This is a genomic window from Micromonospora sp. C95 (assembly GCF_018070465.1).
In the GTDB taxonomy this organism is placed as follows: Bacteria; Actinomycetota; Actinomycetes; order Mycobacteriales; family Micromonosporaceae; genus Micromonospora.
This window is the reverse complement of the sequence record NZ_JAGPXT010000006.1, coordinates 261885-275362: the sequence shown is the minus strand read 5'-3', so window position 1 is coordinate 275362 and position 13478 is coordinate 261885. Positions and strand designations below refer to the sequence as shown.

The 13478-nt window shown below is 73.3% G+C and carries 11 protein-coding genes and 1 rRNA gene; 9 read left to right on the top strand and 3 right to left on the bottom strand.

Annotated features, from left to right (window positions below; translation table 11 throughout):
* The first annotated feature begins 6 nt into the window (after nucleotides 1-6).
* Nucleotides 7-123 (top strand): 5S ribosomal RNA (rrf, locus tag KBX00_RS10540).
* 94 nt (nucleotides 124-217) lie between these two features.
* Here the strand turns inward: rrf and KBX00_RS10535 are convergent.
* Nucleotides 218-1210, bottom strand: a complete 993-nt coding sequence (locus tag KBX00_RS10535) for a hypothetical protein (RefSeq protein WP_210825695.1) — start codon at nucleotides 1208-1210, stop codon at nucleotides 218-220.
* Between the two features lie 342 nt (nucleotides 1211-1552).
* Between KBX00_RS10535 and KBX00_RS10530 the strand changes: the two genes are divergently transcribed.
* Both KBX00_RS10530 and KBX00_RS10525 read left to right on the top strand, forming a co-directional pair.
* Nucleotides 1553-2482, top strand: a complete 930-nt coding sequence (locus KBX00_RS10530; protein WP_374225279.1) for a Replicase polyprotein 1ab — start codon at nucleotides 1553-1555, stop codon at nucleotides 2480-2482.
* A complete protein-coding gene (locus tag KBX00_RS10525) occupies nucleotides 2479-3492 on the top strand; it encodes an HAD-IIA family hydrolase (RefSeq protein WP_210825693.1) in 1014 nt (337 codons plus the stop codon). The genes KBX00_RS10530 and KBX00_RS10525 overlap by 4 nt, the downstream gene beginning before the upstream one ends.
* Before the next feature lie 5 nt (nucleotides 3493-3497).
* On the opposite strand, the gene KBX00_RS10520 is transcribed toward KBX00_RS10525, so the two are convergent.
* Nucleotides 3498-3836, bottom strand: a complete 339-nt coding sequence (locus KBX00_RS10520) for an SCP2 sterol-binding domain-containing protein (protein WP_093409767.1) — start codon at nucleotides 3834-3836, stop codon at nucleotides 3498-3500.
* Nucleotides 3837-3947: 111 nt separating this feature from the next.
* Between KBX00_RS10520 and KBX00_RS10515 the strand changes: the two genes are divergently transcribed.
* The 5 genes from KBX00_RS10515 to KBX00_RS10495 all read left to right on the top strand — a co-directional run bounded on the left by KBX00_RS10515 (nucleotide 3948) and on the right by KBX00_RS10495 (nucleotide 10566).
* Nucleotides 3948-4520, top strand: coding sequence for a phasin family protein (locus tag KBX00_RS10515; protein ID WP_210825691.1), 573 nt, complete (start codon nucleotides 3948-3950; stop codon nucleotides 4518-4520).
* Between the two features lie 43 nt (nucleotides 4521-4563).
* Complete coding sequence (locus KBX00_RS10510) at nucleotides 4564-4785, top strand: hypothetical protein (protein ID WP_210825689.1); 222 nt, start codon at nucleotides 4564-4566, stop codon at nucleotides 4783-4785.
* Between the two features lie 16 nt (nucleotides 4786-4801).
* A complete protein-coding gene (locus KBX00_RS10505) occupies nucleotides 4802-5662 on the top strand; it encodes a TlyA family RNA methyltransferase (protein ID WP_210825687.1) in 861 nt (286 codons plus the stop codon).
* A 102-nt stretch (nucleotides 5663-5764) separates the two neighbouring features.
* Nucleotides 5765-6649 carry an NAD kinase gene (locus KBX00_RS10500; protein ID WP_210825685.1) on the top strand — a complete coding sequence of 295 codons (885 nt, stop codon included), beginning with the start codon at nucleotides 5765-5767 and terminating at the stop codon, nucleotides 6647-6649.
* Nucleotides 6650-6840: 191 nt separating this feature from the next.
* Nucleotides 6841-10566, top strand: a complete 3726-nt coding sequence (locus KBX00_RS10495) for a S8 family serine peptidase (RefSeq protein WP_210825683.1) — start codon at nucleotides 6841-6843, stop codon at nucleotides 10564-10566.
* Between the two features lie 44 nt (nucleotides 10567-10610).
* On the opposite strand, the gene KBX00_RS10490 is transcribed toward KBX00_RS10495, so the two are convergent.
* A complete protein-coding gene (locus KBX00_RS10490) occupies nucleotides 10611-11603 on the bottom strand; it encodes a helix-turn-helix domain-containing protein (RefSeq protein ID WP_210825681.1) in 993 nt (330 codons plus the stop codon).
* Nucleotides 11604-11695: 92 nt separating this feature from the next.
* On the opposite strand from KBX00_RS10490, the gene recN reads away from it, so the two are divergent.
* Nucleotides 11696-13453, top strand: coding sequence for a DNA repair protein RecN (recN, locus tag KBX00_RS10485; RefSeq protein WP_210825679.1), 1758 nt, complete (start codon nucleotides 11696-11698; stop codon nucleotides 13451-13453).
* Nucleotides 13454-13478 lie beyond the last annotated feature (25 nt).

Genomic DNA, 13478 nt, shown 5'->3' with positions numbered 1-13478 from the left:
TAAGGTTACGGCGGTCATGGCGGAGGGGAAACGCCCGGTCTCATTCCGAACCCGGAAGCTAAGCCCTCCAGCGCCGATGGTACTGCACCCGGGAGGGTGTGGGAGAGTAGGACACCGCCGGACACACGTCTCAGTCGAGGGCCACCCGGAATCGGGTCGGCCCTCGACTGCGTTGCGTCGTTGACACGACGTACTCAGGAAGGATGTACCTGTGAGTTCAGCACCGCAGGGCGGGGACCGCCCCCGGGGTTACCAGGGTCGGCCGGCGGACCGTGACGGCGGACCTCGTCGCGGCGACCGCTCGTCGCGCCAGGACCGGGGCGAGGAGCGAGGTTCTCGCGACGACCGCGGGTACAGCAGCGACCGACCCCGGTCCGGTGGCCTCCGTCGTGACGGTGACCGTCGTGAGGGCGGTTTCCGAGACAGTGGCCGCTCGGGCGGCGGGTACCGGGGCGAGCGCAGCGACCGTGGCTCCGGCGGGCGCGACGGCTCCGGCGACAGGGACCGTGGAACTGGCAGCTTCCGTGGTGGCGACCGCCGCGACTCCGACCGCCGTACGGGCGGGTTCCGCCGCGACGATGGCGAGCGCTCCGGCGGCTTCCGGGGCGAGCGCCGCGACGGTGGTTTCCGTGGCGGTGATCGCCGCGAGGGTGGTTTCCGTGGCGGTGACCGTCGGGACGGTGGCTCCCGCGGCAACGACCGTGGTGAGAGCGCCGACCGCCGTGAGGGTGGTTTCCGTGGCGGTGACCGCCGCGAGGGCGGTTTCCGCGATGGTGACCGTCGGGACGGTGGTTTCCGCGATGGTGACCGTCGGGACGGTGGTTTCCGTGGCGGTGACCGCCGTGAGGGTGGTTTCCGTGGCGGTGACCGCCGTGAGGGTGGTTTCCGTGGCGGTGACCGTCGCGAGGGTGGTTTCCGTGGCGGTGACCGTCGGGACGGTGGCTTCCGCGGCAACGACCGTGGTGAGAGCGCCGACCGCCGTGAGGGTGGCTTCCGCGGCGGTGACCGCCGTGAGGGTGGTTTCCGTGGCGGTGACCGCCGCGAGGGTGGTTTCCGTGGCGGTGACCGTCGCGAGGGTGGTTTCCGTGGCGGTGACCGCCGCGAGGGCGGTTTCCGCGATGGTGACCGTCGGGACGGTGGCTTCCGCGGCAACGACCGTGGTGAGAGCGCCGACCGCCGTGAGGGTGGCTTCCGTGGCGGTGACCGCCACGAGGGTGGCTTCCGCGATGGTGATCGCCGTGAGGGGGGTTTCCGGGGCGGTGATCGCCGTGAGGGCGGGTTCCGGGGCCGCCGCGATGGCGACAGCTCAGCCGGCGACCGGCGGGACGGCGGATTCCGTGGTGAGCGCCGCGAGGGCGGCTTCCGTCGTGGCGGGGATGAGCGTGGCGGCGACCGCCGTGGCGGCGGATACCGGGACGACCGGGACGGTGAGCGTCGCTCTGCGCGGCGTGCGGACGGACCCGGCTCGGCCGAGGAGGGGCGTACGGAGGCGCCGCCGCTGCCTGACGAGATCGTCGCGACCGACCTCGACAAAGACGTCCGCGCCGAGCTGTTGTCGCTGGCGAAGCCGGTCGCGGAGACCGTTGCACGGCACCTCGTGGCGACCGGGCAGCTGATCGACGAGGATCCGGCCGAGGCGCTCGCCCACGCACTTGCCGCTCGACGGCTCGCGTCGCGGATCGCCGCGGTGCGGGAGGCTGTCGGCCTGGCCGCCTACCACGCCGGGGAGTGGCAGTCGGCCATCGCCGAGCTGCGGACGTACCACCGGATGAGCGGTGCGCAGAGCCACCTTGCGGTGATCGCGGACAGCGAGCGGGCACTGGGCCGACCCGAGCGTGCCATCGACCTGTTCCGTGGCGCCGACCAGGAGAAGCTCGACCCGGCGGTCGCCATCGAACTGCTGATCGTGGCTGCCGGCGCCCGTGGCGACCTCGGTCAGCGGGACGCGGCCGTGGCGATGCTCCAGGTTCCCGAGTTGACCACCGAGACCGTGCAGCCGTGGACGGCACGGCTGCGGTACGCGTACGCCGACGCGCTGTTGGCCGTGGGACGGCGGACCGAGGCGCGGGAGTGGTTCTCCCGCGCGGCGGAGGTCGACACCGAGGCGGAGACCGACGCGGCCGAGCGGCTGCTCGAACTCGACGGTGTGGTCATCGAGGGCGACGACGAGGACGAGGTGAGTGAGGAGCTCGTTGCTGGTCCAGGTACCCCCGGTGCCGTGCCGGCCCGCCCGGACGCCGACCCGTCGACCACCGCCGAGGCTCCCGACCGGGAAGGCCCGGCCGGGAAGGACCTGGCGTCCGACGAGCCGGCGAACGACACGATGACCGGCGCGGGGCCGACGGCCGGTGTGGCGGCCGTCGGGAAACTGGACGACGATGATGCGGCGGTCGAGCAGCGGGCTGAAGACGAGCCCGCCGAACCCGGCACGGACCGTCGTGAGGCGGACGGTGTCGACGAGCCGGAGGCCCGGCAGCGATGAGCGGGAATCGGCTGGTGGACGGTTACACCCTGGTCGTCTTCGACCTGGATGGGGTGATCTACCTGATCGACCAGCCGATCCCCGGCGCGGTCGAGACGGTCGCCAGGCTGCACGGTGAGGGCCGCGCGGTCGCGTATGCGACGAACAACGCCTCGCGTCGCGCCGCCGACGTGGCCGACCTGCTCACCGGGATGGGTGTGCCGGCCCGACCGGAGGAAGTCCTCACCAGCGCCGCCGCGGCCGCCCAACTGCTGGGTGAGCGGCTTCCCGCCGGCGCGAACGTGCTCGTGGTGGGGGCCGAGGCGCTGCGGGCCGAGATCAGCGACGCCGGGCTCAAGCCGGTCGCCACCGCCGACGAGGCCCCGGTCGCGGTCATCCAGGGGTACGGCCCGCAGGTGGGCTGGGCCGATCTGGCCGAGGCGGCGGTGGCGGTACGGGCCGGCGCGACCTGGGTGGCCACGAACACGGACCGGACCCTGCCCAGCGGGCGTGGCCCGTTGCCGGGCAACGGCGCCCTGGTGGCCGCGCTGGCCACCGCGCTCGGCCGGGACCCGGACGAGATCGTCGGCAAGCCCGCACCGGAGCTGTTCGCCACCGCCGCCCGGCGGGCGGACGGCGGCCGAACGGTGGTCGTGGGCGATCGTCTGGACACCGACATCGAGGGCGCGAACCGGGCCGGCCTGGACAGTCTGCTGGTCCTCACCGGAGTCAGTGACGCCGCGGAGTTGCTCGCCGCACCAGCGCAACGACGGCCGACGTACGTCTCCTGGGATCTGACCGGGCTCTTCGACGCCGACGGTGTGGTGCGGGTGCCGGCGCCAGCCGCCGACCACGGCGGCTGGCAGGTGATCACCGGGACCGACGAGTGGCGGCTGTCCGGGTCGGGGCGCGCACTGGACGCGCTCGCCGCGCTCTGTGCGGCTGCGTGGCGCGGCCACCCGGCCGGCCCGGTCCGATCGGCGTCGCCGGAGGCGGCGCAGGCGCTGGAGCGGCTCGGCCTCGCCTCCTGACCGGCTCAGAGCAGCTTGCGCAGCTTCATCAGGTCGAACGGGTTAGCCTTGATCGACACGCGGCGGTTGGCGACCGCGCGGGTGACGTCGAGATCACCGCGCACCAGGGCCAGCAGGTCGTCACTTGTGGTGCTCATGGCGATCTTCGCTTTCGGGTCGTCGCCGTCGGCGAGCTCCACCAGCCTGCCACCGGTGAGCCGACCGTGGAAGGCGGTCTCCAGGTCGGTGATCCGGCAGGCCAGGGTGCGATCCAGGTCCACGCGATCGCGGACGGTCTCCGCGTTGCGTTCGAGCCGGGCGGCCAGATCCTGCAACGCCTGCCGACACTCGTCCACCGTGGCCACCAATCGCCTCCTCGCCACACCACGTCGTCTCCCGGCACCGTACCGCACGGGACGGTTCCGGCGGCCCGGTAGCGTGACACCTGCACAGCCGCCGGGCGAAAGGACTCAGGCATGCAGGACGCGTGGCGCGCCTACCTCGAACTGGCCATGGGCCTGACGGAGGCGCCCCGAAAGAAGGCACAGGACGCGGTACGCCGGGCGATGGGATCGACCGGTGCCACGGCCGCACAGTTGCAGACCCTGGCCGAGGAGTTGCGGTCGACCGGCGCGGCCAACCGCGAGGCGCTGACCAAGCTGGTGCGGTTCGAGGTCGAGCGGGCGCTCGGTGTGGTGGGCCTGGCCACCGCTGAGGAGGTCGCCGACCTGGACCGCCGGGTGCGCGAGCTGGAACGCCAGCTCCGGGCCGCTTCCGGTACGCCCACCAGCGGTGCCGCATCGGGCCCGGTGGCGGCCCCCGAGTCCGTCGAGACCCCGTCCGTCGGCACGCCATCGACCGCCGCCGCGGCCCCACCGACGAAGGCGGTGGCCAAGAAGGCGGTGGCCAAGAAGGCGGTCGCGAAGAAGACCGTGGCCAAGAAGACCGTGGCCAAGAAGGCATCCGGAACAGTCGTGCGTACCGCGGATGGTGAACCGGCGTCGCGACCGACCAAGGCCGCACCGCCGCGTCCGGACGGTGCCGAGTGACCGGGCGAGGTGCCGGGACACCGGCGCTGCGGGAGGTGTCCGTATGACCGCGCCGCGGCCCGGTCCGCCGCCGGGTCCGCGCCCCGGGCCGCCGCCGCAGCGCTGGACTGGTGAGGGCGGGCAGGACGACGGTCATCCGGCGGTGGACGCCGCGATGCAGGCGATCGCGAACGCCGCCACGCTCGGCCCCGCCGACCAGATCGCCGAGTACGAGGCCGCGTACCAGACGCTGCGGGAGACGCTGGCCACCATCGACCAGGCCTGAGGAGGCGCGTCCGTCCATGGCACGGCGTAACCGGTTGGACGCCGAACTCGTCCGTCGCGGTCTGGCCCGCTCCCGCGAGCAGGCGGTCGCGTTGGTGGAGGCCGGCCGCGTGCAGTTGCGTGGGGTACCGGCCCGCAAGGCCGCCGCCATGGTCGACCCCGCCGATCCGCTGCTGGTCAGCGGTGCCGATCCGACCTCGGAGTACGTCTCCCGGGGTGGGCACAAGCTGGCCGGCGCGCTCGCCGCCTTCGCCCCCGGCGGGCTGGTGGTGACCGGTCGACGCTGCCTCGACGCCGGCGCGTCCACCGGCGGTTTCACCGACGTGCTGCTGCGCGCCGACGCCGCCGAGGTGGTCGCCGTGGACGTCGGCTACGGCCAGCTGGCCTGGTCGCTGCGGAACGACCCCCGGGTACGGGTCCTTGAGCGCACGAACGTTCGGACGCTGACGCCTGAGTCGATCGGTGGCCCGGTCGACCTGACCGTGGCAGACCTGTCGTTCATCTCGTTGCGGCTGGTGCTGCCGGCCCTGGCGGCCTGCACCCGGGCCGACGGCGACCTGGCGCTGATGGTCAAACCGCAGTTCGAGGTGGGTCGGGAGCGGGTCGGAGCCGGTGGGGTGGTGCGCGATCCGGAGCTCCGGGCGCAGGCGGTGCTGGACGTCGCCACGGCGGCCGCGACGCTGCGGCTGGGGCTGGCGGACCTGGCGGCCAGCCCGCTGCCCGGGCCGAGCGGCAACGTCGAGTTCTTCGTATGGTTACGCCGGGACGCGCCACCGGCCGACGCGGACCGGGTGCGGACCGTGGTGGCGGCCGGGCCAGGCGGACCGGTGACGTCCGGCGACGGGCCGGACGAGTCGACGAAGGAGGTGGCCACGTGAGTGAGCGGAGCGAGCGAACCGTCTGGCACAGCGGTGAGGCGGCGGCGTGAGCTGGTCCCGGCGAGCTGACCGTCGGCGCGGTGTTCCCGGGCAGGCGGCACGGTGACCCGCACCGCCCTGCTGGTGACGCACACCGGCCGACGGCGCAGCACCGAGCATGCCCGTACGGTGGCCGCGGACCTGATCGCCGCCGGGTTCGAGGTACGGGTGGTGGCCGAGGAGGCCGAGGACCTCGACCTGCCGGGCGCGGTACCGGTGACCGGACCGGAGGCGGCCGAGGGGGCTGAGATCGTCTTCGCACTCGGTGGGGACGGCACGTTCCTGCGCGCCGCGGAGCTGGCCCGGCCGGCGAAGGTGCCGCTGCTCGGCATCAACCTCGGCAAGGTCGGATTTCTCGCCGAGGCGGAGATCGACGATCTCGACGTGGCGGTCCGTGACGTGGTCAGCCGCAACTACAGCGTCGACGAGCGACTCACCCTCGACGTGACGGCGGAGTTCGACGGCGGGCCGACAATCGAGTCGTGGGCCCTGAACGAGATAAGCGTCGAGAAGGGCGAGCGGGCCCAGATGCTGGAACTGCTCGTCGACGTCGACGGGCGGCCGCTGTCCCGGTACGGCTGCGACGGCGTGGTCTGCGCCACCCCCACCGGATCCACGGCGTACGCCTTCTCCGGCGGGGGGCCGGTGGTCTGGCCGGAGGTGGAGGCGTTGCTGCTGGTGCCGATCAGCGCGCATGCGTTGTTCAGCCGGCCGCTGGTGACGGCTCCCACCTCCACCATGACGATCACCGTCGACCCGTTCACCACACTTGCCGTGCTCTGCTGCGACGGGCGGCGGGTCTACGACCTGCCCCCGGGCGCCCGGGTCACCGTACGGCGGGGCACCCTGCCGGTGCGGATCGTCCGGCTGCGGGACCGGTCGTTCACCGCGCGTCTGGTGGCCAAGTTCGACCTTCCGGTGCACGGTTGGCGGGGTAACCGCCGCTGACCAACCGCCTCGTGACGCGCGTCGGTAACCGGCCGGACATCTACCCGCCGGTCAGCTGTCCGTGCGGTGTCCACCTGGCGACATGTCGCCGGTGCGGCGGACCCGGACTAGTGACCGTGCGGTGAACCGCGTCGCAGACTCCGAGCGGTCGATCTTCGGTGGATCGGCCCCGGAGCAGAGGAGCGCATCGCATGCACAGGCCCCCACGCTGGCTGATCGCCGGCGCGGCCGGCGCGTTGGCCATCGGACTCGCCACCCCCGTGTCCGCCGACCCGCCCGCTCAGCCCCCCGGCCCGGTACCCGGGCCGACCGCACCTGGTACCGGATCCGCCCGGATCACCTTGATCACCGGTGACCAGGTCGATCTCGCTCCGGCGTCGCCCGGCCGGGTCGCCGCCACCGTCCGCCCCGGACCCGGCCGGGAACGGGTCACCTTCCAGACGATGGAGGTCGACGGCGGACTGCGGGTGCTGCCCAGCGACGTCGTGCCGTACGTCTCCAGTGGCGTGCTCGACGCCAACCTGTTCGACGTGCAGGAGCTGGCCGAGGACGGCTACGGGGACGCCACGCAGGGCGTCCTGCCGCTGATCGTGCGCTACCAGGAGCCGGCGGCCGGCCGCGTCCGCCCGCTGGCCGCCGCCGCCGACACCCGCCCCCTGGCGAGCATCAACGGCGCCGCCGTACGGGTCGGCAAGGGCGAGGTCGGTGGCCTGTGGACACAGTTGGCCGGCGCGCCGGCTCCCCGTCGGTCCACCGCCGTCACCACCCCGCGGCTGGGTGCCGGCATCGCCAGCGTCTGGCTGGACGGACGGGTCCGTCCCGCCCTGGAACACAGCGTGCCGCAGATCGGCGCGCCCGCCGCCTGGGCGGCCGGCCGCGACGGCAGCGGCGTCACGGTGGCCGTGCTCGACACCGGCGTCGACGCCACCCACCCGGACCTGGTCGGTCGGATCGCCGAGGCGCGGGACTTCTCCGGCAGCGGCAGCGCGCGCGACGGCCACGGGCACGGCACGCACGTCGCCGCGACCGTCGCCGGCAGCGGAGCCGCCTCGGGTGGCCTGCGCAAGGGTGTCGCCCCCGGCGCGCGGCTGTTGGTCGGCAAGGTTCTCAGCGACAGCGGTGCCGGCTTCGAGTCGGACATCATCGCGGCGATGGAGTGGGCCGCCCATGCGGGCGCGAAAGTGGTGAACATGAGCCTCGGTGGCGGCCCGACCGACGGCACCGATCCGATGAGTCAGGCGCTCAACGATCTGACCGCACAGACCGGGGCGCTCTTCGTGGTCGCCGCCGGCAACTCCGGCGCTCCGCGTACCGTCGGCTCGCCCGGCGCGGCCACCTCGGCCCTCACCGTCGGAGCGGTGGACCGGGACGACAGTCTGGCGGCGTTCTCCAGCCAGGGGCCGCGCCTCGGTGACAACGGTCTGAAGCCGGAGATCACCGCGCCGGGCGTCGGTATCGTCGCCGCCCGGTCCGCCGGCACCAGCATGGGTACGCCGGTGGGCGAGGCGTACACGACCGCCTCCGGCACGTCGATGGCCACTCCGCACGTGGCGGGTGCGGCGGCGATCCTCGCTCAGGAGCACCCCGACTGGACCGCCGGGAAGCTCAAGGACGCACTGGTCAGCACCACGAAGGCGAATCCGCAGTTGACCGTCTTCGAGCAGGGCGGTGGCCGGGTCGACGTGGCCCGGGCGCTCGGCCAGCGGGTGTTCGCCTCGGCCACCGCCGACTTCGGTCGGGTGCTCGACGATGGCGGCGCGGTCGAGCGGACCGTCACGTACACCAACGCCACGACGACCCCGCAGACCCTGCGGCTCGCCCTGGGCCTGCGCAACACGGACACCGGTGTGGCCGAGACCGACGGTGTCGTGGTCGGGACCGGTCAGGTCACCGTGCCGGCGGGTGGCAGTGTGCCGGTGTCGCTGCGCGCGGACCCGGCGAAGCTGGCCCACGGACCACACGGTGGCTGGCTGGTGGCGACCGGCGCGGACGGCGTCGTGGCGCGTACGCCGGTCGCGTTCACCCTCACCCGCCCGATCCGCAACGTCACGATCAAGGTGCTGGACAGACAGGGTGAGCCGACCTTCTCACCGGGACTGACGCTCTTCGGCGAGCAACCCGAGTCGGACTTCTGGGGTTTCTGGCCGGGCGAGGGCACCCTCCAGGTCGAGGAGGGCACCTACCTGCTGACCGCGCTGGTCGAGCACGGCGCGCCCCTGGACGAGCAGCTGACCTCTCTCATCGAGCCGGAGCTGACCGTCGACCGGGATCTGACCGTGGTGCTGGATGCGCGCAAGGGCACCCCGGTGCGGATCGAGACGCCGAAGCCTGCCGAACAGCGGGCGTCGCTCAGTTACTACGTACACCGGGTGCTGGGCAACGGCCGGCAGATCGCCCACGGCGTGATGGCGTTCAGCACCGTGCAGCAGGTGAACGTCACGCCGACCCGGCCGGTGCGGACGGGAGAGTTCGAGTTCGCCTCCCGCTGGCAGCTCGTCGCGCCGATGGTGGCGGCGAAGATCAGCGGTGTGTCCGGTCCGGCGGACATCAACCTGCTGGGTACCTCGCCGGCCCCGACCGGTCGACGGAAACTGCCGCTGGTCTGGGCCGGCACGGGTGAGCCCGGCGAGTTGACCCGGGCACGGGACGCCGCCGTGCTGCTCGGCGCCGATCCGGACCGTCCGGAGGAGGAGCAGATCGCCGCTGCCGCTGCCGCCGGCGCCGCCGCGGTGCTGATCGTCCGTCCGGCGGACTTCAGCGCCTGGACGGTGTGGCGCCCGGACGGAGACCGGCTGCCGATTCCGTCGCTGGTGGTGGCCCATGACGACGGGCAGCGGCTGATCGCGGCGGCCCGCAAGGGCCGGGCGACGCTGGACCTCACGTTGACCGTCAACAGCCCCTACCTCTACGACGTGTGGCAGGTGGCGAAGGAGCGGGTGCCGGAGCGGGTCGTGCACACCGTGACGGCGAAGAACACCGCCGAGGTGACCGCGAGCTACGGCGGCACCGGCGCGGACTGGGCCACGGAGCAGCGGTTCGGCTGGCGGCCGTGGCAGGAGTACGCCTGGAACGACGACCAGCGCATGGTCCGCAACGGCACCACCCGCAAGGAGTTCGTCAGCGCCGGAGACAACTGGTGGCAGCATCGGGTGCTGCACAAGATGATGTTTGCCTGGGGGCCGCTGGAGGACGGCCTGACCCAGGAACCCCGGCGGTACATCGCCACCGACCGGGTGACCGAGAGCTGGCACGCCCCGGTGATCCGCCCAGCGGTGCCGGCCGGCACCGCCGGCCCGACACCCCGCCGGACCGTCGACACCCTGGACCTGCGGGTGGCCGAGTTCGTCGACGCCGACGGCCACTTCGGTGGGGCCGGCTCCGGCGACGAGCCGGCGACGGTCGAGGCCCACCTCAGCCGGGACGGGCGGCAGCTCGCGGACCTCTCCGCCGGTTGGGTGCCGGTGCCCACCACCGCCGGCCCGGCCCGCTACCGGCTGGACGTGTCCACCCAACGCTCCTCCGCCACGTGGCGCTACGCCACCCGCACCGAGACGGCCTGGCAGTTCACCTCGGCGCGCCCGGCCGGGAGCGAACCAGTCCCGCTGCCGCTGCTCCAGGTTGACTACCAGGTGCCCGCCGACCTGCACGGTACGGTGCCCGGCAAGCGGTCGCACAAGCTCGGGCTGACCCTGCGCCAGCCGGCCGGGGTAGCCGCGCCGACCGGCACCAGCCTACGAATCGAGGTGTCCTTCGACGGCGGACGGACCTGGCGCAAGGCGTCGGTGCGGGCGCACGGCACCCGCTACACCGCCACCGTGCCGGCCGGCCGGGGCGCCGTGTCCCTGCGGGTGCATGCCGGCGACCGGGCCGGAAACACCGTCGAGCAGACCGTGATCGACGCGTACGGGCTGCGCTGACGTGGCCGGGCGGGGTGGCCGGGCGGCTGCCCCGCCCGTCCGGTTCAGATCCAGCCTCGGCGGGCGACCTGGAAGGCCAGTCCCGGTCGGGTGTCCACACCGGCGACGTCCATCAGGTCGGCGAGCCGGCGCTGCACGGTCCGCCGGCTGACGCCGAGCTGCGACGCGATGGACTTGTCCGGTACCCCGGCCACGAACAGCGACAGCAGCCGCACCTCCTCGGCGTCCGGCCGGTAGCCCTCGGCGGCCGGTTCTTCCGGGTTGTTCGATGGTGCGCTGGCGCGCAGCGGCGTGGCGATGCGCCACTGGCTCTCGAACAGGGCCAGCAGCGCGTCGAGCAGCTGACTGCGACCGATCACCGCAGCGCTCGGTTCGCCGCTGCCGCGATCCGGTACCAGCGGGCAGACCGCTGTCCGGGCGTCCACGATGGCCAGGCGCACCGGCAGCCGGTCGACGACCCGGGCCTGCTCACCGGCGCGTACGCCCTGCTCGACGTCCTGCAACGCGCCCGGTTCGAGGAGCATCTCGCGTTCGTAGATGGCCCGGTAGCGCACACCCCGGGCGAGCGCGTGGAACTCCTCGACGTTGTCCTGGCCGGGCATCGCCAATGGGTTGGCCCGGCAGAACCAGAGCACCTCGTCCCGGGCGGCGTTCTGCAGGTCGCGCAGGCGTTCGCGGAGCATCCGCGCTCCGGTGATCACCTCCACCAGGTGCTCGGCGTCGTGCCGCCGCATCGCGGCCCGGTATTCCTCGGCGAGCTGGGTGACCGAGGCGCGGGCTGTCTCGAGCGCCTCCTGCTGGCGCAGCAGCACCCCGCCGAGCGGTACATCCGGCGCGAGCGGGCGCAGCGGGGCGTCCGGTTCCGGGCCGACCGGCTGCACCAGCCCCTTGGCGCGCAGGGCGTCGAGGTGGTTGAGGATGTCGACGTGGGAGCGGTGCAGCCGCTCGGCCAACTCCTCGACCCGCGCCCTGGTGAGCTGCACCAGACAGCGGTAGAGCTCCTCCTCCGCCGAGGTCAGGCCGATCACCTGCAACATGAGGCAGAACTGTACGACGACGCCGGTCCGGGGCACGCCGGGGCCCGCGCCGGCTGGTCAAGTGTCGGGCCACGCGGCTACTGTCGGTTGCTGTGCTGGAGGAGCTACGCATCACCGGACTGGGCGTCATCGAGGACACGACGTTGCCGCTGACCCGCGGCATGAACGTCATCACCGGCGAGACCGGTGCCGGCAAGACGATGGTGGTGACCGGGCTCGGCCTGCTCTTCGGTGGTCGGGCCGACGCCGGCCGGGTACGCGCCGAACCTGGCCGCGCCGTCGTCGAGGGCCGGCTGCGTCTCGGTGGCCGGGTGGCGGAGACGGTGCACGCCCGGATCACCGACGCCGGAGGTGAACCCGACGAGGACGGCTGCGTGCTGCTGAGCCGTACGGTCACGGTGGAGGGTCGGTCCCGGGCCCACCTGGGTGGTCGCGGGATGCCGGTGTCGATGCTCGGCGAGGTCGGCGAGCAGGTGGTCGCGGTCCACGGCCAGTCCGACCAGCTGCGGTTGCTGCGCCCGGCTGAGCAGCGGGCCGCGTTGGACCGGTTCGCCGGCCCCGAGCACGAGAAGCTGCTCGACGCGACGCGGGACGCGTTCACCCGATGGCGTCGGGTGGTCGACGACCTGGCCGACCGGCGACGTAACGCGCGGGAACGCCACCAGGAGACCGACCTGCTCCGGTTGGGCCTTGACGAGATCACCCGGGTCGATCCGCAGCCGGGTGAGGACGACGAGCTGAAGGCGGAGACGCAGCGACTGGAGCACGCGGAGGGTCTGCGTACCGCGGCCCAGCTGGCCCATCAGTGCGTGGCCGGTGGGCTTGAGGCCACCGACGACACGCCCGACGCCTCGACGTTGCTCGGCACCGCCCGGCGCACGCTCGAGGCGCAGGTCGGCACCGATCCGGCGCTCGGTGAACTGGCCGTGCGCCTGGAGGAGGCGGCCACGCTCGTCGCCGACGTGTCGGTGGAGCTGTCCACCTACCTCGCCAGCCTGGACGCCGATCCGGCCCGGTTGCAGGCCCTCTACGAGCGGCGGGCCGCGTTGCGCGCGTTGACCCGCAAGTACGCCGACGACATCGACGGCGTACTCGCCTGGGCGGAGCGGGCCCGGACCCGACTGTCCGAGCTGGACAACTCCGACGAACTGCTCGACGAGCTGGACCGGGAGGCGTCCCGGTTGGCCGGCGAGGTGGCCGAGCTGGCCGGCCGGCTGTCGGCGTCCCGGCAGGAGGCGGCGGCGCGCTTCGCGGAGCAGGTCACCGTCGAGTTGGCCGGGCTGGCGATGCCGCACGCCCGGATCGAGGTGGCGGTGCTGCCCCGACCCGCCGGTCGGGCCGAACCCACGTTGCCGGTCAACGGGGCCGACGTCGGCGTCGGACCCGACGGCGGTGACGAGGTCGAGCTGCGGCTGCTGGCCCACCCCGGCGCGCCGTCCCTGCCTCTGCAACGGGGTGCCTCCGGCGGCGAGCTGTCCCGGGTGATGCTCGCCATCGAGGTGGTCTTCGCCGGTTCCGGTGGTCCACCGACGCTGGTCTTCGACGAGGTCGACGCGGGCGTGGGCGGCCAGGCGGCGGTGGAGATCGGCCGCCGGCTGGCCCGGCTGGCCCGCAGCCACCAGGTTCTGGTGGTGACCCACCTGCCGCAGGTCGCCGCCTTCGCCGACCGGCACCTGGTGGTGGCCAAGGACACCGGCGGCGCGGTCACCACCAGCGGGGTCCGGGTGGTGGAGGACACCGAGCGGGCCCGGGAACTCGCCCGGATGCTCGCGGGTTTGCCGGATTCGGATCTGGGTATCGCCCACGCCGAGGAACTCCTGGCCGTGGCGGCCAGGGAACGGCGGTCGTGAGACCGCGATTGTGAGCGGAGGCACA